14 protein-coding genes and 5 pseudogenes are annotated in these 18,853 nt (G+C 35.7%); all 19 read right to left on the reverse strand.

The annotated features are described in order from the left end of the window. Positions 1-9 precede the first annotated feature (9 nt). Positions 10-456, reverse strand: a pseudogene (locus G593_RS0111860) (type IV secretory system conjugative DNA transfer family protein); the annotation flags it as partial. Between the two features lie 107 nt (positions 457-563). Continuing rightward, a pseudogene (locus G593_RS21770) lies at positions 564-650 on the reverse strand (HNH endonuclease); the annotation flags it as partial. 22 nt (positions 651-672) lie between these two features. Then, positions 673-1,413, reverse strand: a pseudogene (locus tag G593_RS0111865) (DUF5688 family protein); the annotation flags it as partial. A gap of 120 nt (positions 1,414-1,533) precedes the next feature. Beyond that, positions 1,534-1,641, reverse strand: a complete 108-nt coding sequence (locus tag G593_RS19585; RefSeq protein WP_081646542.1) for a DUF3789 domain-containing protein — start codon at positions 1,639-1,641, stop codon at positions 1,534-1,536. A gap of 169 nt (positions 1,642-1,810) precedes the next feature. Continuing rightward, positions 1,811-2,122 (reverse strand): hypothetical protein, encoded by a 312-nt coding sequence (locus G593_RS0111880; RefSeq protein WP_029731821.1) that lies wholly within the window; start codon positions 2,120-2,122, stop codon positions 1,811-1,813. A 14-nt stretch (positions 2,123-2,136) separates the two neighbouring features. Next, entirely contained in the window at positions 2,137-3,123 is a 987-nt protein-coding gene (locus G593_RS0111885; RefSeq protein WP_029731822.1) for a DUF3991 and TOPRIM domain-containing protein, read from the reverse strand. A gap of 114 nt (positions 3,124-3,237) precedes the next feature. Beyond that, a complete protein-coding gene (locus G593_RS0111890) occupies positions 3,238-5,142 on the reverse strand; it encodes a P-loop NTPase fold protein (RefSeq protein ID WP_005342746.1) in 1,905 nt (634 codons plus the stop codon). A 44-nt stretch (positions 5,143-5,186) separates the two neighbouring features. Further along, positions 5,187-6,212, reverse strand: a complete 1,026-nt coding sequence (locus G593_RS0111895) for a hypothetical protein (RefSeq protein WP_005341733.1) — start codon at positions 6,210-6,212, stop codon at positions 5,187-5,189. Further along, entirely contained in the window at positions 6,205-7,356 is a 1,152-nt protein-coding gene (locus tag G593_RS0111900) for an AAA family ATPase (protein WP_005341732.1), read from the reverse strand. The genes G593_RS0111895 and G593_RS0111900 overlap by 8 nt, the downstream gene beginning before the upstream one ends. Positions 7,357-7,490: 134 nt before the next feature. After that, positions 7,491-8,552 (reverse strand): ion channel, encoded by a 1,062-nt coding sequence (locus G593_RS0111905; RefSeq protein ID WP_005341731.1) that lies wholly within the window; start codon positions 8,550-8,552, stop codon positions 7,491-7,493. A gap of 2 nt (positions 8,553-8,554) precedes the next feature. Further along, positions 8,555-9,991 carry an AAA family ATPase gene (locus G593_RS0111910; RefSeq protein ID WP_028087436.1) on the reverse strand — a complete coding sequence of 479 codons (1,437 nt, stop codon included), beginning with the start codon at positions 9,989-9,991 and terminating at the stop codon, positions 8,555-8,557. A 232-nt stretch (positions 9,992-10,223) separates the two neighbouring features. After that, entirely contained in the window at positions 10,224-10,697 is a 474-nt protein-coding gene (locus G593_RS0111915; protein ID WP_005341725.1) for a JAB domain-containing protein, read from the reverse strand. Continuing rightward, the gene (locus G593_RS21125; RefSeq protein WP_005341722.1) at positions 10,687-10,812 is read right to left on the reverse strand and encodes a hypothetical protein; all 126 of its coding nucleotides are present in this window, start codon (positions 10,810-10,812) and stop codon (positions 10,687-10,689) included. The genes G593_RS0111915 and G593_RS21125 overlap by 11 nt, the downstream gene beginning before the upstream one ends. After that, on the reverse strand, positions 10,796-11,110 hold the full coding sequence (locus G593_RS18615) for a hypothetical protein (protein ID WP_005341721.1): 315 nt from the start codon (positions 11,108-11,110) through the stop codon (positions 10,796-10,798). The genes G593_RS21125 and G593_RS18615 overlap by 17 nt, the downstream gene beginning before the upstream one ends. Then, positions 11,082-14,151, reverse strand: a pseudogene (locus tag G593_RS18620) (VaFE repeat-containing surface-anchored protein). Before G593_RS18620 ends, G593_RS18615 begins: the two are co-directional and overlap by 29 nt. A 264-nt stretch (positions 14,152-14,415) precedes the next feature. Further along, entirely contained in the window at positions 14,416-15,327 is a 912-nt protein-coding gene (locus G593_RS0111935; RefSeq protein WP_029731823.1) for a ParB/RepB/Spo0J family partition protein, read from the reverse strand. Next, a complete protein-coding gene (locus G593_RS0111940; RefSeq protein WP_005341717.1) occupies positions 15,305-16,132 on the reverse strand; it encodes a ParA family protein in 828 nt (275 codons plus the stop codon). The genes G593_RS0111935 and G593_RS0111940 overlap by 23 nt, the downstream gene beginning before the upstream one ends. Before the next feature lie 448 nt (positions 16,133-16,580). After that, positions 16,581-18,131: a hypothetical protein gene (locus tag G593_RS0111950; protein ID WP_029731824.1), complete on the reverse strand. Its 1,551-nt coding sequence runs from the start codon at positions 18,129-18,131 to the stop codon at positions 16,581-16,583. 301 nt (positions 18,132-18,432) lie between these two features. Next, positions 18,433-18,702, reverse strand: a pseudogene (locus G593_RS21510) (DEAD/DEAH box helicase family protein); the annotation flags it as partial. Positions 18,703-18,853 lie beyond the last annotated feature (151 nt).

The raw sequence follows: 18,853 nt of genomic DNA on the forward strand, positions 1-18,853 counted from the left end.
TATATATTTTTACTCATATTTCTGGATGATCTCTTCCAGTTCTTCATCGGATAATAATTCATATCCTGGTGTCTCTAATGTTTCATCTGTAAACTCATCTTCCAGACTGTCTCCCAATGAGATACTCGCCACTGCCTGATCAACCGTACCATGCAGATATGGTTTTCCATTCCCATCAGTTGTAAGTCCCACATTCGGATGTTTCATAATATCAAATTTTTCATCAAGGATTGGTCGTTCTCCACGTATAAAAAGGATTGCATACCGGTTATCTAGCATACGTACTTCATCTGGTGTCATCAATTCCCGTCCGGTAATCTGGTAATTGGTAGAATAATTTCCGGAATGCCCCGTTGATTTTCCATAGGTGTTCGTATCAATCGTTGCCTTTCCCAGAAGTTCACTAACATATTTGTGTGTTCCCTGTTCATTTCCACCCAGATACAGAAATTCATCATGAGGTAAGGTTCAGCTTGTCCTTTACAGGACTTGCATCCCCTCCCTCCCAAACCGCACGTACACCTCTCGATGTATACGGCTTTCCGCTTATTATATTTGCGGTATTAAGAATGAATCAGTTTATGACATTCGGGGCATACCACAAGAGTTTTCCGTCTCCTTTTGCGCATAAGGAGTACCCACTCCGCATTCTGGAAAAAGCTGTTCCAATTTATTTAAAACTTCTGGCTGCGTGATCATAGATGCTCCATATTGCTTTTCTACATTCGTAAGTGCATACAGCATATCATGTGAACGAAGTCCAAAATCAACATTTTCATCTAACAGGTTTGTTGCATGTCCTTCTTCATTAAAAATACTCAACAACATTTCGTCCATTGACTGAAGAATCGGTGTATTTACAGGCTGTATATTTGCTCTGGCCTGCTGGAACATTTCCTTTGCATCCACATTCCACATCTTAAGATGTTCATTTTTCACCTTCATAGTCGCTTTTCCATCGTTAGACTCTACCGGAAAATCCACATAACAGATAGCCGACAGATCTTCGATATTTTCATGAGGCATTTCCTGTAACATTCGTTTGTTTGCCTGCGTGTTCACAAGCATCACTGCCAGATGTTCCTTCACAGAATCATAATCCATTGGGTTGATACTACTGTGCACAAATGGAGCGTTTCCTGCTTCTTCCATACATCTTGCAATTTCATTCATCACTTTCTCAACGGGTTCGCCCAGACGTATTTCATTAAAGAACGGCTCTACATAAACAACTGGGCACACATTTTCTTCCTGTAGTCTTACCTGTACTCCTACCATCTGGACTCCATTATTTTTATTCATCTGCATTACCTGAAATTCTGCATTCTCATATTTTTCTGGGAGAAAATTCCTGATGTCCTTTGCTACACTTTCCGCAAACACTTTTTCTGCTATCATTTCTCTTGCAATCATTTCTTCTGTTCTCCCTTCTTCTTGTCCATTTTCTTTAAATATTCCTGATATCGTCTTTCTGCTTTCTTCTTGTCTTTCATTGATACTTCAACCTGCATCTTGTATCTCCTTTCTTTTTGTCTACTGAATCTTGTTAATCTGCAACAGGCACATCAACACAACTCCTATGATGCCACCTACTAATACTCCACAAATAAACTTCAACATTGTTACTTTCTCCTTTTCCATTTTCTGAGGGTTTCAGGGATTCTCCCTGACAAACTGCCACCGGACTGACAGACAGGAAACCTGTGTGGCAATCCAAAGGCGTTGCTTGCTGGTATTGTGTATTCTTCTGCACCAGTCTCACCGTTCCGGGTATCAGAAGATTTACTTGCCGAAAAAACAATTGCTTTTTTCATTCTTTCAGTTCACACTGCCCGCAAGTTTTACACAAATATTCGCACTCTGTGCATCGTACATTTTCATCAGTTACCATGCATTCTTCACTCACCGGGCAATACTTTTGACAACTTTCACACTGCTCCGTACAGCCTTCTTCTGACACTTTCTCCGCAATAATTCCAAGTAATTCATTCTGTTCTTTTTCTTCTTTCAACTGTGTTTCCAGAAAAATTTCCAATAGATCTTCACTGTCCACATCGTCTTCCATCGTCAAAATCAGCTCTTTCTTATACACGACATTCAGCTCATATCTTGCAATTTTCATATTTTTTTCACCTTCTATCTCTCATATTTTTCATAACCAGACATACTCTTTTTCGTGTTTTTTTCTCGCTTTGTAATTGCCAGATTTAGCTTGATGCAGAGCTGATCGTTGTAATCTTTTCCTTGTTTTGGTGGTACATCTTTTACCTGATATTGCTTCGGAAGTACTGTAGAAATTGCTTTTGTGGCAAGTCTTCCAATACGGTCATTATCCAAATGAAATACGATTGTCTTCACCTCTGGATGCATTTTTAGTGCTCTTGCCAACGCTGCAGGGACTTTACTTTTTTCAATTTCTTTTGCTGGCTGGTAGACACCTGCCAGTGACAATAAATGTTCTCTTCTCCACTCCTTCCCCTCCAATTTCTGCAATGTTGCATAAGATAGCAGATCAATGGCTGACTCAAACAGATGCATCGTATCACATGATTTCTCTGTGAAAATGGAAAAAGAATAGTTCTTATCACTTCCATTTGCTTCTCCGATAAAACTTGTTCCGGTTCCCCTAATGGCTGCATATTTCGGATTATCTTTCTCATCCATCCCTACAAACACCGCGTTGTGATGAAATGCACTTTCATAAACTCTTCCGGACTCTAAACAAAACTGAATGATTTCCTTATCAATCCCACGTCCTAAAAGATACGCAATCACTTTCTGATCATCTTGATTTTTCTTTGGCAACAGTAACTGTTTCTCCATCGGAACATTCTCAGATACAAAAAGAGGCGGCTGAATATTTGCCCGTTCTGCAAGCAATTCAACCGCCTCTAAAAAACTGTATCCTCTTACTTTGATCAGATAATCCAATGCTGATCTGCCACCGGTTCTCTGACTCCACCACATCCATTTCCCATTTGATATTTTCAAACTATCGTGTGTTCTGGTAGTGTAGGTGTTGCCAGAAAAGTGAACTAATTCGTATGGTTCATAATTTTTCAGGTACGTAAGCAAATCCATCCGCTTGACCTCCCGCACGACCGATGGTGGTATATATGGCATAATTTTCATCTCCTTTCTTGCCTTAGATTGATATTATTGGGGATAATATCCGGGCATGAAAATAGCCAGATGATTCCTTGAGTTGGAACCATCTGGCTATGTAAATATATAAAATTATTGAATATCACCTAAGCGTTCAATTATATCTTTTAAATAATCAACTAATGCATGCTTAGCTAAATCTTTGTTTATCCCATTTACCTGCATTTCCTCTACTTTTCTTTTAAATGTACAAATTATTTCCTTATCATTTGTAAAAAAATCGTTTATGTTTTTAGCACCATATACTGTTTTAAAAATATCTATTATAAGACGTAACTCCATTACAGAAGCTTTTTTCATTTTATCAATTAAAATATCTATATCCAACAAATCAATAAAACCATATCTCATTATAAAATCGTTATAATGTTCCTCACAATAATCTGCTAATTTTTCAATTCCATTATCTGATTTTAATATTTCTGATATTTCTCCCGCCTTTATGGTTTGATTCTTTTTTTTAGCTTGAAATTTTAATTGATCTATATATTTATCATATTCTTTCCGTAATTCAGGATTTTTTTCAAATGAAAAACTATGCCTTTCAACATCAACCACTTCTTTCGAATTCTCTATATTCCGATTCATTATATTTATGAAATCATCAATATTGCCAACATCATGTTTCCAGTATTGCAAAACCATTAATTGTCCTATAATTCCCTGATACTCATAAAATAAATATTTATTTTGCTTAATTTCTTCCTTTAATTCTTTTACTAAAAAATTTACCTCGTCATCTTCTTTCTCCCACCAGTTTCTTAGTTTTCCATATGCTTCTCCTCTTTTTGAACTATCATATTGAGCCTCTTTCTCAGCATACTCTATTCGCAACTGGTCTACAACATCCACAAACTCTCCTTCGGAAAAACTTAAGGTTGTACAATATTTTTCTAGAAACTTGAACCCTCTTATGCGATTAAAAATACCATTTCCTAAAGGTACATACCCTATTTCAGTCGTCAGTTCAAGATCTTTTACAGAACCACCATTACGATAATAAATAGCAAACAAAACAATATATTCTAAAAACTCATTCATAATTTTATTGAAATACTTAACTGTATTAAAACTTTTCGAAATCATTTCTCTATAAACTTTTCGAATTGTTGCTAATATAAAATTAAGTGTTCTCAAATTACAACATTCTGATTTCTTAAAATGATGCAATATTAATGTTTTATTATCGTTTAAATATTGTTTAAATTGTGTATCTGCATTATATTCATTTATTATTGAATCATATACTCTATCCATCTGTGGTTCAAATTTTATTGTTAAACCAATTACTTTTTCTCTTATTGACTTATACAATATATCTTCATTAAAAAGCATCTTCGTTACACTTTGTAATTTTTTAATATCCAAGTTTTCATCTTCGTTAGATTCATTTTCCAGATTCAATTTTCTTCCAGACATAACAACTTGATATTTATTTTCTAATCTTTGATTCAAATTAATTTTTCCAATTTCTTTTTCATTCGCTAAGATAACAACCTTACAATTATTATGCTCAACCAGACGATTTATATAACCCAATATTTCATTAATAGACAAATAACATCTTTCCAAATCATCAAAGCAAATTATCCAATTGTTTATATCTATTTTTGAAATTGTTTCTTTTATTTTAGATAAATCAATGTTTATAGCTCCCAATGATGCTGTAAGAATATTACTCGCTGTCGTCATAACCGTATCTGCAGTTTCCAACTTTTTCTTACCTTTTCTTCCAAAATATTGAAATATTATCTCTCTTGAAACTTCTTCTGCCGATTTAATTCCATACAATGAAACATATGCATATTTTCTTCTTTTTGACTTACCATTATCAATTGTTTCCATTATATTCATCAAAGAATGGGTTAAAAAATAAGTTTTACCAACTCCCCATTCTCCATCTATCATAACAGCATACTCAGATTTAGGATTATCCAAATATTCTTTTATAACTTGCTCTATTTCATCACAATACATATAATTAAATTTCTCCTTTATTTTTCATGCCTTGATCCAACAAATTATCTTTTATTAATCAATTGGAAATTATAATCTGGAATCAATAATACACATGTACTCAATACCCATATAAATCCTTTTTCAAAATTTCTGCTGACTTCATTTTGAACATTTAGTATCTCAGATAAATCTATCTGTTCAAATTGCTTTCTAACATCATTTTCATTTGCATCTTCCTTTTGAATTCTAGCTGCCTTGCGAATATTATGACATACAATCTCTTGTAAAACTCTTCTCATATACTCCCAATATGTCCGATTCTCACATGTATATCCGATTTTTGTAATCCAATCTTTTAATTGATATTTTAATGTTTTTTCCTTCTTCTCATCTCCTACAATACACAATATTTCTTCCAATTTTTTCTCTAACTCATTCGTAGAAATTTTCAATATTGCATCACAACATCCATTTCTTTTTTCAACATCACTTACCCGATATCTATCTCCTGCAAGTAAATCATCAATTCTATGTGGCAACTCAACCGCCTTTTCAATAATACTTTCTGACTTTACCAACCCTTTATATTTATCTCCCGGCTGCAATGATACCGGAATTTTCCGATTTATATACTCTTCATCTGGTATAGATTTTAAATGCAAATATGATTCAATCATTGGATAATTCAGGTACAATTTCCCCATATCAGTCGAGTCCTCAAAGCAATGCTGCATTTCTAAAATCTTTTCTTCAGAAAATGCCGGATCATGCCGTTCATAATCAAATACAAGAATAATATTGGTAAAATCATTTCTATAATAGATTGTCTCCGGATGTTCCTTTTTACTGATTACAAACGGTAAATCAACATCCATTTCATCTTTTGCCCAATCATTTCCGTATTCTTTTACAATATCCTCATATAACTTATAAATGTTCGTACCGTAAATCCATACATCATCTATATCAATATTCATTTCTGGAAAACATTTGAAAATAAGCCAAAATAATTCATCCTTTTCATGTTTTCCTTCTACAACCAGTAAGCTCCGGCTACGCCGCCTTGTCTCTACTGCGTAATTATTCATATTTTTCAAACTCCCCACTAATATACATCTTTTCAAGATTGTGACCTTCTCTCAGCTCCCGTTGAGTCGCATTACAAAGAGCTGTTAATGTTCCCTTTCTTGATAAAATAAACAGGCAATCCGGTCTCATAATTCTATTTGTCATCAAGTTCGTATTATGCGATGTCATAATCATTTGGCATTTTGGATACTTCTGTTTAAAGAAACGAATCACATTTTCTGCCATTTCATAATGGTAAAACGCATCAAATTCATCTAAATAGATCAAAGACGCATCCCATACTTTCGGAACCAGTCTCCGATATAACTCTGCTAATGCCAATGTACCACTTGATGCATTTTCATAAAATGGAACTAATTGTTCATGTGAAAAATACAGTTCTCTTTGTCCGTCTGGTAATTTTTTTAATACCAATTTACATTCTATACCCATTGCATTTAAAAAATCTTCAAAATCCTTCAGATGTTCCGGATTTTCCAGACTCTCATAAAAACTTTGATTCATTCTTACAAAGCGATACTGCATCCCATTTCCTACTGTAATCATCATCATTCTTCTAACATAATTCGATAACCGGATAAGAGCTGAATCATTTTTCAAAGCCACATTACTGATCAGCCATCTCAAAAATGGAAGTTTGGGTTCGCTGATCTCATCATCTTCTCCAACTTCCAAAGATTGTAAATAACGATCTATATTGGCAGTTTCTGCATCAATATAATCTAAATTATCAAAATTGTATTCTCGCAAACCAAAATTACATTTAAAAATGCTTTTTCCATTTACAGATAATTCTTCTTCACGTAATTCCTGATTTGATAATCTCGAATATTTGTAACTTAATTCTGTATCTTCAAATCTGAATTCATATTGAAACATTGCTGCATCTTCTTTGGAATCTGCGTTGAGTAAAATTCCATTACTCGCATATCTTGTTCCGCCAAACATTGTTGAACCAATATCAAGAATTGCTCTTCCAAGGTTCGTCTTACCAGTCGCATTACGTCCATAAATCAACATTTTGCCGATGATACCATCTGAAAGACAATCTATATTAAACTGATAACCTGCAATATTTTCAAAATCTATCGTAATTTCATCTTTAAAATTTTTGTAATTCTTTAACGTGAATTTTTTAAGCATATCTTATACCATCCTCTCAAAAAATTATTAATGTATAATTCTATGCTTACAGTATAACCAATTTTCACTCTGTTCGCAACAACATGCCGTAAAAAAATTACGGCATGTTGTGACATGGTTTCAATTTTTATTTCTCATTTTACTTCTGGTTCTTGTTTTTGTATGAATTCTTGCACACTTGTAAGCAATATCGGAATCAACACCACCATAATCATATGTGATATTATCATTTCTTGCACTGCCCAGTTTCTCGTAATAGATGAAATAGGATAAATATCTCCATATCCCGACGAAAAGAAAGACACAAAACTAAAATAAATATATTTTTCATTATTGGCACTACCCATATTATCTTCATTTAAAGCAATATTTAAATCTGGTTCTATAATGCCTTTTTTTCCGTTTTCATCTTGTATCATAATGTCTAACGGACACAATTTTTCTTTATCTTGTTCATCATAATTCCCATTCACACTCCACGTTTTTCCATCAATTTTTTTCTCTATTTTCTTTCTATGTAAAGAGACATTTTCACCTTGTATTTCAAGTAAATTCATTTGAAACGCAAAATATACGTTATTATGATATGCCACATACAAATTAGCATATACACTAATTACAACCCCCACTATAATTACATATTCTAAACATACACATATTACAAATTTTATTTTCTCTCTTTTTTTCTTATTACTGTATTTTTTCACTCCCCATAATGACAGCCATACCCATATAGCTACCATACAACATATAAACATAAAAAATATATACTGAAATTCCCACGCCGTTCCTGTCACCATCTTCAATAACGTTTTCTGAGAAATAGTAAGTGACCAAAGCCAAATTCCAAAACCAACAAGGCTAATAATAGAAAGTGAAGCCAGTGGCTCTGTTCTAATTTTCTTAATCATCATTATAGACATAACAATTATCTTAATACCTACTATCATAACTTGTATTGCTTTAGAATTAGTAAACTTCACTGGAAAAAACACTATTAATAGTGCTATCATTATACCCAGAAATATCTGTATAATCTGATTTATTACAAATGCATTTATCCATTTGGGAAACTTTAATTTTCTATCTCCGTACCTTTTTTCGTTGTTTTCTTTTTGAAATTTATAGTCCTCTGCCTGTGTTTTTTCATCTGTAGTTCTTTTATTCCAATTCGTATAACTTCTTACTGGAGCCAAGGCTACTCCTCCTCTCTCGGTACAGAAATACTTTCTGCACTGTCGCGGCAGTCGTCAGGTGTCTGTGCAAGCACATCCGTCTGACTCGTTGCTCGCGCAAAATCGAATGTTGAAAATACCGGTATCGCACCATATTTTCCTTCCAGATATGCCTTGCTCAACACTTTATCATACCTCTCCTTGAAACGATCTAAGGAATAAATAGAGCTTGCATTTTCTGCGTTACGTTCTACAAACCAGATTTCATCCCTTCTAAAAATAGCCTGATCCATAATGGATGATTCATGTGTAGTGAACAATAGCTGCATACGCTGCTCATCATGTAGCTGCATAAACAATTGCAAAAATCGTTCTGTCAGCTTCGGATGTAAGCTTCTCTCCAATTCATCCACAACATAAAGAACATCTTCTCGTTTATTCAACAGCATATCCATCAAATCGAATAATCTTCTTGTTCCATCAGACTCTTCATCAAAACCGAACTCATAAAATGACTTATTATGATGCAACCGGATTGTTGTGACCTTCGGTTCAGAATGTCCTTCAACTTCGATATTAAAGAAAGTTTCCTTCGACCTCATCGTCATTCTGAATGATGGTTCTTCCTGCTCTTCCATTCTATTTTTTACATGCTGCATCATCTTATCAAATACTGATTTCGGCAATGCATTTGATAACTCATCCAATGTGATTTCTTCAATTTTCACCTGGCTGATACCCGTATCAAATGTTTTGATCAATTTGTTAATCAGCTTCAGCGAATTATCATCATAATAATATTCCAAATCAATCAATGGCGTATCCGGTGTGATAATCGAAATATGATTCTGAATCCAATCATATACATCCCGGAAGAACAATAATTTAGATCGTGTGCTATATTTTTTTCCACGATTCATTTCTGTCAGGAACAAAGATGTTTCATTTCCTTCAAAATCATCTGCATAGGTTTCAAATTTATTTTTTTCTGTGTTTGTCAGCGTAATACCATCATTTAACACCGGACGTTTACTTCCTTCTCGTTCAAAGAGACATTTTGCTGAACCGTTCTGATATAATTCATATAACCATTCTCCGGTTACTTTTCGTCTGCTTAAAACTGCAGAAAAACCATAGGCATAAAATTTGTCACCTACAGTAATCTGAATTTCAAAACTACTTTCTCGTTCCTTATTCTCCTGCCGATTCTTACAAAACATCTGTGTAGCTTCTATCGGAATACCATTGCAGACACTATCTTTAAAAAATTTAAAGAACAATGCCAGATTGGTCTTTCCAGATGCATTTGCTCCATAAACTACTGCATATTTTAATAACTGGGTACTTTTTATCTTTAACCTGTGATTTGCATTTGTTCGTATTTTATTTGAGGAAATCATTGTCAGCTCTGCTGCTTTATCAAAAGATTTAAAATTTTCAACACTTACTTTTACTAACATTCTTATACACCTCCACCTTTATTATATGCTTTACTCTTCTCTTAGTCAATGTAAATTCTCTTATTTAGAGATTTTTTCGTTATATATTGTTTCTTTTTCTATTTTTAACAATTCTATTTTGAGTTATGCATATAATATTAATGTATAAGTCAGCTTTTCGTAGCGACACTATTTTACTAATGCCGCTACATGAAATATTACAATAAATAAAAACTTCTAATTCTTTTTTCTTCTATCTCTCCCAATCCATCTTTCCTGTCACATTCAACATCTTTTCTTCTCGAAAGCTAAGCATCTTTCCATTAGTTCCACCGACAATGATATGATCCAGCAATTCTATCCCCAATAGCTGTCCGCACTTCTGCAGCTTTCTCGTAACAATCATATCCTCTTTTGATGGTTTCACATTACCACTGGGATGATTATGAAGTCCAATGATTGCAGAAGCATTTGCCAGAATACTGCTCTTAAAAACTTCCCTGGGAATTACCAAAGATGCATTGATTGTTCCAACACTGACCAGATTCATATTGATTACCTGTCCATTATTTTTCATATTCAAGATGCAAAATACCTCTCTGTCATATTGGGATAACTCCTTTGCCATTAATTCTACAACAGCCTGTGGACTGTCCAATGCCTGCTCACTATAAAGAGATGGTTCTTTTACCAAACGGATATTCACAACTTCCAATTCATTCTCCATTGTTCTGATCTCCTTTTGGAAATTCTACAACTAGAAGAACATTACTCTCTGAAGATTCCACATATGCTTTCAATTGTGATAATGTCATTTCCAAATATTTAGGTTGTTCCACCATAATCTGCTCCTTTCGTTTCTTCCCTTGCTTCTGTTTTCTCTGACAAATAGCTTATCACTTTGTTTGCCTTAATGCTTTTCTGTAACTCACTGATAATGCACAGGTCTGCTACATTTACTCCTGGCAAAGCAAGCATTTCATCCATCGTCATATTGACAATCTCTTTCTCCGTTCCGTATCCGGCATCAAATAAACGCTGTAATACTTTTATTGCTTTCTGATTCTTTCCCATTTCAATATCAAAGGGCAGCTTATCGCCGCCCTCTGTTTTACTCCTTCTCTTCTTTCTTTTCTTCAATTCCTAATCTCTTAACCTGCTTCTTTTTATTCCAGATATGAACTCCCGTGATTCCGGCTGCCGATAATACCAGAATGGCTATCCATAAAACTGCATTCGCAGTATCGCCCGTTTTTGGAGGATTACTTGTCTTTGTAATAGTACCCGGTGTCTCTGGAGTTGATGTTTCCGGTACTTCTTTGATAGTTACGGTCTGACCTTCATCGTCAATATCCTTATGCTCTGTTACCTTTTTCGGTTCTTCCGGATTTGTCATATCATACAGTTCTTCAAAGGTTACAAGCTGCTTTCCTCCAAGAGTACTGCCGTCGAAAGTAAACTCAATCTGCACTTCCATGTTTTCCTTATCCGCTGTAAATTCATAATCATTGGTAACTTCTTTGCCATCAATGAGCAACTTTGCATTTTCTGCCTTAATCGTCTGCCAACCAGACAACTTGTAGTTCGTACCAATTTCCAGTCCTTCTAAAGTAACCGTATCCACGATCGTCAGATCTTTTCCGGCTTCCATCTCCTTCTTGCCATTCTTATCAGTTGCTGTGGTATGAATCGAAATCTTTCGCTCCGTAATCAGGACTGTCTGACCTTCATCATCAATATCCTTATGCTCTACAACTTTTACAGGTTCTTCCGGATTCTTCAGGTCATATAATTCTTCAAATGTAACCAGATTCTGTCCGCCAAGTTCTGATGCATCAAACGTATAAGAAATCTCTACTTTCATTTTCTCGCTGTCAGCAATAAAAGTGTAATCACTCTCCACACGCTTTCCATCAATGAGCAGTTCTGCATTTTCCTCTTTCAGCATCTGCCAGCCTTTTAACTGGTACTTTCTGCCTTCTTCCAGACCGTCCAGAGTAACTGTATCCACAATCATTACTTTCTTTCCTGCAACAATTACTTTTTCGCCTGTTTTCTTGTCTGTTGCAGTTGTATGAATGGTAATCTCTTTTTCATACTCATCAGTCAGTGTTCCAAGGTCGATAGTTACTTTATTTCTGCTCACAACAACTTCAAATGCCGGAATCAGCTTCATGCCTTTGTTGGATTCACAAGATAACTCCTCAATCTCATAAGTATCATAAAGTAATGCACCTTTGCTGTCGTCCGGCTCAGAAGTTCCGAACCAGATACCGTCCTCACTGGACTTTCCGGCATTTGTATTTTTCTTATGGGATGCCCAATCGGAAGCAGTTGAAAACTGACCATTTTTATCTGTCACTACGATATGGCTCTCTCCGGTTGTTTTGCTTGTAATCTTAAAAGGAACATTTACCAGTCTCTTATGTGTGCTAGCTCCAATCTTGACTCCTTCCAGATCTCCACGTTTAATCTGGTTGTAAATGGAATGGCTTTCGTCTGTTAAATTCACGATTTTTCCATTTTCCGTAATCGAAAATTCAATCGCTTTTGCCCCGTCAGTCAGATAACCTTCCGGTGCTTTGGTTTCTTCCAGTTTGTATTTACCATACGGAAGTAAATCGGCCATCGTTGTTGCAATTCCGCCAATCCCCGTCTGAATCATCTTAACTGTCTCGTTCTTTTTGTACAGCTTTCCTTCTACCAGAACCAGATTTTCGTTCAAAGAAATAATCGCAAATGTTGTATCTTTTAATGTGGCACTTCCCTGTGCTTTTGTATCTTTTGTCTCTAAATCACGTTTCTGAATCTTCACCCCACCTCGGATTACCTGATCAGATACGGAATACTGATTGCTTCCGGAAAGAACTGCAAGTTCTCCGTCTTTTGTAATCTGTGTCAGATACATTCCTTTAATCTGCTCTGTGCTGTCCCCTGCCTGCATATAAGCTCCGTCCAGTAAATATCCGTCTGGTGCTTTGGTTTCTTCAACAGTCAGTGTTCCAAGTGGTAATACGCTTTTTTTCATTCTGGGTGTAAAATGCATCTCCGGATACTTTGTAAGCATCTGCCAGTTTTGTCACATAATGAATATTTCCATTATTGTCTTTTTCAACTACCGTCTTTGTAACCCAGGTACGTGTTGCTTTCTCTGGTAAATTGTCTTTTGTATAAAGTCCGTCATAATAATGCCAGGTAAACTCCGCTCCTGCCAGTGCTGCATTTCCCTGTGCGGTTGCTTTTCCTGTCTCCATATCAATCTTGAACAGGTCTACCAATGTCTCTGTCACTTTCGGAACATCGGAAACATTTAATGTAGCTGTTTTTCCAGCTTCAACTTTCAGACTGTGTACTGTCGTATCCAGCTTATATCCCTTCGGTGCAGAAAGTTCTTTGATATAAACAGTCCCTGCAGTCACTTCAACTTCATTTGTCTCACCATTCTCATTTGTTGTAAGTGTTCCAATCTGATTACTGCAATTCTGGTCTGAGAATATGCCAAAAGTTGCTCCTGCAATGGAATACATTGCATTTGCTTTTGTGATACTTTCATTTGCAGTTGTCTTTTTTACCTTCGCATTTCCGACATTCAATTCTGCCCAAAACTGTCCAAGATCCTGTCCTTCACCAGTATAGATATATCCGCCACATTTATAGCGACCTTTGTTTGCCTGTACAAATGCTCTCGCTCCTGCATACACTTCATTCTGAATATCCTGTGAAATCTCAGAATATGCAGCTCGGACATTATCACACTTCCAGCCCAACTGTTCACTGAGTCTCTGCCATACTACACATTGTTCCAGCAGATATCCCTGATTCGCATTCAGGTTACTGTGACTGCCCCTATACTGCTTTACATATTCCAGTGACAATGCCACATCTTCGATCTGTGCAGCACTCATGCTGGCACTTGCATCGTGTCTGGTTTTATATCCATTTTTAAATCCGGTGTTAATATCTACACAATAGGCTGTTTCGCCCTCTACTTTCATGTGACCTTCATTGAATGTCGAATGAATGTTTCCATCATTCATCACATGTTCAATATATCCGACTCTCTCTGAGGACTCTGTCCAATACTGTGTTTCTGCTGCGTGAACCGATGTAGTCGGTAATGCAGTTAAAATCGTGGTCAGGGCAAGAATCCCTGTACACACTCGTTTCCATATCTTCTTCATTTTCTACAATTCCTTTCTTTTCAATCAAAAAAGACGTCCGTCTGGAACGCCTGCCGTTGCTTTATGCTGTTTGCTCCCTGCTGTCATGCAGGGTATGGGAATCTCTGACCTGCCGAAAGAGAAGAGGTTCCCGGCTCCTTATTGTCTTTTCGGCTGGTAATCTGCTGGTAAACAAAAGGGGTAGGGTGTGGGGAGGGGAAACACAAAAAGACTGATTTCTCATTGACCACCAACGGATAGACTTCTCCCTTGGTGTCAAAATGCCTATCGTTCCCTGCTTTTTTCACGTTTCCGGTATAATTCCAGTGCTTTGATAATGGTTTCTTCCATTTTCTGCTGTGAAGTTCCCGAGGGAAAGTATTTTTTCAGTCGGTTCTTCGGGATTTTCCACTGCTCTACCTGATTTGGCTTTTCTTCTGCCATAATTGACAGCAAAACATCTTCATTCAACCTTCCCTCTGCTGAAAATTTGCGGATTTTAATAGCCTGTGCATGACTTGGGGTACAAGCCTCCGACTCCATGATGTCGTACAATATCTCCTGTTCCTCTTTCGGCAAATAAGACAGTTCCACCGCCGGACGCATAGAAATCTTTTTGTCATCGACCATTTCAAGGATTTCCGGGATAAGTTCCGTAAGGCGGATATAGCGACGGATTTGGTCTTGGCTTTCTCCAACTTGTTCACCTAATATTTCTCTTGAAGTTTTACCTTTAAACTTCTGTGCCAGTGGCACAGAAGTCAAATCTCTTCTCTGTCCCTGTCTCTTCATAGCATCTAGCTTCATTTTATATGCAAATGCCTTTTCGGATGGTAATATTTCTTCTCGCTGAAGATTACTGTCAACCATAACAATGACTGCTTGGTCATCACTAAGATTTCTTACAATACATGGCATTGTCTCTTTTCCTGCCAATTCACTTGCCATTTTTCTGCGGTGTCCAGAAATCATTTCATACCCGCCTGTTGGCTTTTCCCTGACAAGTGCTGGGACTAATACGCCATGGTCACGCACGCTTTCGATAGTTTCCAACATCTTATCGTCCATTTTTACCTTAAACGGATGATTCGGGAAGTCTGTAATTTCATAAATAGAAATCTCTTTTATATACTCCTGATTTTTCTGGTCTCTTTCTTCCTGCGTAGTAAAAAGGTCATCGACTGAGGGAAGATTCATGTTTATTTCTCTGCTTTTCGCCACACTGAATCACCTCCCTCGTAAATTCTGCATACGCCTTTGCAACAGTTCCATTCTTGTCATACTCATAAATGCTCTGTCCTGCCGCACTGCTTTCTGCCGCGGCGATAGCCACTGGAATAACAGTTTTGAAAATCCGGATATATTTCCCATAATTCTCTCTAAGGCTATCCTCTGTTGTCCTTGCAAGTTTTGTCCTCATATCTGCAAGTGTCAACAATACTCCATCAATCTTCAGATCGGGATTTAACTGTCTCTGTACCTTACCGATTGTTTTCATTAACTGTGTCATGCCTTTTAGTGGAAGATAATGAGCCTGCACCGGAACAATTACACTGTCTGCGGCAGCTAACGCATTGATAGTCAACATTCCCAGACTAGGCATACAATCAATCAGGATATAATCATAATCCTTTTTCAAATCTGCCAGGTACAGCTTTAAAGTCTGCTCTCTGCTCATGGCATTTACCAGTGAGATTTCCATGCCCGATAGCTCAATGTTGGTCGGAATAATATCCACTCCTTCTTCATGGTGCAAAATGCCTTCATTATACACAAACGGTTCGTCTTGTAATATCTTCTTCATTTGTGTTTCTAATGTAATCGAAAGACTGTCTGCATTCGTCCACCCCAATGCAGTTGTTAAATCCCCCTGTGGATCAGCATCAACCAATAATACTTTTCGCCCCTGATGTGCAAGACCGATTCCCAGATTTAATGTAGTTGTGGTCTTTGCTGTTCCTCCCTTCTGATTTGCAAGGGCAATTACTTTACACTTGGTCATATAGTTTCCTCCTTCCTTGAAAAATTTAATAGCCAATCCGTTTTACGGGACTGGCTATGTATAAAAATGGGTATGGAAAAGCCGACTGACTCGTATTGAACCAATCGGCTATGTATCAACATTTCTAAAGTTTCTTTTTATTATTTATCATATAAGTATTCTATAACTTCAAAATTAAATTTTATCATTGTATTCCAATCTGCGGCATCTAACTTAACAGGTTCATGTATCGCCCTATAATGTGCTATAGAATTTCTTTTTTGATAATACCATTTATGAAGCTTCATCCCTTGAAACTCTTGTTATTTTACCTTTTCCAAATCTCTTGTTATTTCAGCGAAATTAAAGCAGAATGCAGAATGGAATTTACTCTTTCATGTCACCTTTTATTACTACTATGTTCATGAGCAAATAAACTTAAGCAATTACCTATTAACAGCAATTCTTTTTATTCTTCATTCAACATAATCTCTTTCATATTAAATATTTTTACCGCTTTATTTGCTTTCGAATATCTATATCTTAAAAACCATTCAAATGTTTGTTCATGTGTTGATATGAATATCTGCCTATCCTCAAACTCGTATCTTAAAAGATCCACAAGTCCTACCATATTGACATCGTCTATCGTCTGCACCGGATCATCAATTAACAAAACAGAACACGGATTATGTTTTCCATAAACCTGATTCATACAAAGCAAAAATGAAATTGCAACTGCTGAAAGTTGTCCTGAACTCATGCTATACAAAATATCCTGCCTATCTTTCATTGAATTAACAAACTGAATACTATCAACAGCTTCATTTGTAGAAATATAAATACTTTTACCGTTAAATTTTTGTTGTAAAATTTTTGCAGTATATACATGCAATAATGGTTCTATATCACTAATAATTTTCTTTTTATACTCTTTTATTCCCTGTTTCAGTGCCTCAGAATACTCCTTTAATTTCTCAACTACCTTTTCTAACTTGTCAATTCTACTTGTAAGGATTTCTATTTCCTTATTTTTCTTATTCATCTCTGCAATATAAAAATTATGTCTTATTCCATTAATATACTTTCTTTTCTCACATAATTCTTCTTTGTTGATTTCAAAAAATAATTCTAGATTTTTATCATAAAATCTCTCATAATAATACTCAAAATCCTTCTCTTTTAATTGCATTGAAATTTCTTCTGCTACAGGTCTCAATTTTTCTTTTATTCTTGTTATAAGCATATTATAGCCAGGCAAAAGAGACTCCTCGCTTTTTTCTTCATTGTCTATTTCAATTTCTATTTTTTGAAGTAACTGTTCTAAATCAAATATTTTAGCTTTATTCTTTTTTACGTTTTGTAAATCCGCATAAGTCTCATCCGAAATTGAATTTTCCAATTTTATTTGAATTTTTTCTTCTACCTTTTCTAAATATTCTTCGTATATTTTCTTCTTTATATTTTGGATTCGCGTTGTTGTTTCATCTGATATTTTGTTTAATACATTTGTCTCTTCCTTTATTTTTTCATTTAATTGCTCTCTATCAGAATAAGATGCTCCACAAAGCGGACAATTTTTTGAACTAATCAGTTCTTCTTTCATTATTACGTCTGCTTTACTTACTAACGTTTCTCTTGATTCTTTCAATGTTGATATCGCTTCTTGAACTATCCCCTGTGTCCGCTTTAACGAGTCCACTTCTCCTAATTGTATTTTTATAACATCGATTACTTCTGCTTCTAATAATTCTTCCTTTTGGAGAAAATCCCAATTCAAATTATCAAATTGTCTTTTCTGAATACAATCTATAATTGTCCTATATCTTTTTTCTTTTTCATATTTTTCTTCTATATCTTTTTCTCTTTTTAATAAATTAATAAATCTATAAGCATACTCTAGTGGATATTCTTCAAATGATATATTTTTATCTCCATTGTATTCCTTTATATAATCCTGATACGGTAAATTCCAATGATAATCTCCACATTCTTGTTTATGCTCCGAAAAATATATCAAATCATCTATCTCTTTTATTGAATTCTTATATGTTATTTCATCTATTCGAAAGTTTTCATTGTCCCAACTAACATTTTTATTTGTATATAATCTACGATAAGTTATCGAAGTATAACAAGTATTTTATGTTCATACACTATATCTTTAATTATAATCAAAAAGCAGGCAATGAAAAGTCACAAAACCTCTTCATCCGCCCGCTTTTCACCTATACTCCCACCACTACCACTTCTACAACATCTGGATGTTCAACCACCCACATACCACAAAATACCACCTATTTTGTGACTTTCTCATGCTAGGAGACAAAATATTCCACTGCGTTATCGGGGAACATCTCCTTGAACTCTCCGTATAACTGAGCAGCTAACGTCTTATTATGAGCGATGACAAGCGTCGGCTTCTGTAATTGCTGAATCACATTTGCCATCGTAAAAGTCTTTCCAGAACCCGTAACCCCTAGTAAAGTCTAGCATTGATTGCCTTCCTTGAACCCTTTCACAAGCTCTGCGATCGCCTGTGGCTGGTCTCCGGTTGGCTCATATGGGGCTTTTAATTTGAACTCATTCATGGTAAATTCCTCCATTTGTGACTTTTACTATGACCAATATCAGCCAAAAATTCGTATCCGGATTCGTAACGAAAAACTCATTTTTGTGGTGAATAGATGTGTTTCTCACCTCGTTACGAATAAAAGTCACATTACGTAGTATCCCTGTGGG

Source organism: Dorea sp. AGR2135 (assembly GCF_000420885.1).
GTDB lineage: Bacteria > Bacillota > Clostridia > Lachnospirales > Lachnospiraceae > Dorea > Dorea formicigenerans.

Coding starts and splice junctions, on each gene's coding strand:
- G593_RS19585 (WP_081646542.1), bottom strand. CDS start 1,641: ATGGAAAAGGAGAAAGTAACAATGTTGAAGTTTATTTGTGGAGTATTA.
- G593_RS0111880 (WP_029731821.1), bottom strand. CDS start 2,122: ATGAAAATTGCAAGATATGAGCTGAATGTCGTGTATAAGAAAGAGCTG.
- G593_RS0111885 (WP_029731822.1), bottom strand. CDS start 3,123: ATGCCATATATACCACCATCGGTCGTGCGGGAGGTCAAGCGGATGGAT.
- G593_RS0111890 (WP_005342746.1), bottom strand. CDS start 5,142: ATGTATTGTGATGAAATAGAGCAAGTTATAAAAGAATATTTGGATAAT.
- G593_RS0111895 (WP_005341733.1), bottom strand. CDS start 6,212: ATGAATAATTACGCAGTAGAGACAAGGCGGCGTAGCCGGAGCTTACTG.
- G593_RS0111900 (WP_005341732.1), bottom strand. CDS start 7,356: ATGCTTAAAAAATTCACGTTAAAGAATTACAAAAATTTTAAAGATGAA.
- G593_RS0111910 (WP_028087436.1), bottom strand. CDS start 9,991: ATGTTAGTAAAAGTAAGTGTTGAAAATTTTAAATCTTTTGATAAAGCA.
- G593_RS0111915 (WP_005341725.1), bottom strand. CDS start 10,697: ATGGAGAATGAATTGGAAGTTGTGAATATCCGTTTGGTAAAAGAACCA.
- G593_RS21125 (WP_005341722.1), bottom strand. CDS start 10,812: ATGGTGGAACAACCTAAATATTTGGAAATGACATTATCACAATTGAAA.
- G593_RS0111935 (WP_029731823.1), bottom strand. CDS start 15,327: ATGAATCTTCCCTCAGTCGATGACCTTTTTACTACGCAGGAAGAAAGA.
- G593_RS0111940 (WP_005341717.1), bottom strand. CDS start 16,132: ATGACCAAGTGTAAAGTAATTGCCCTTGCAAATCAGAAGGGAGGAACA.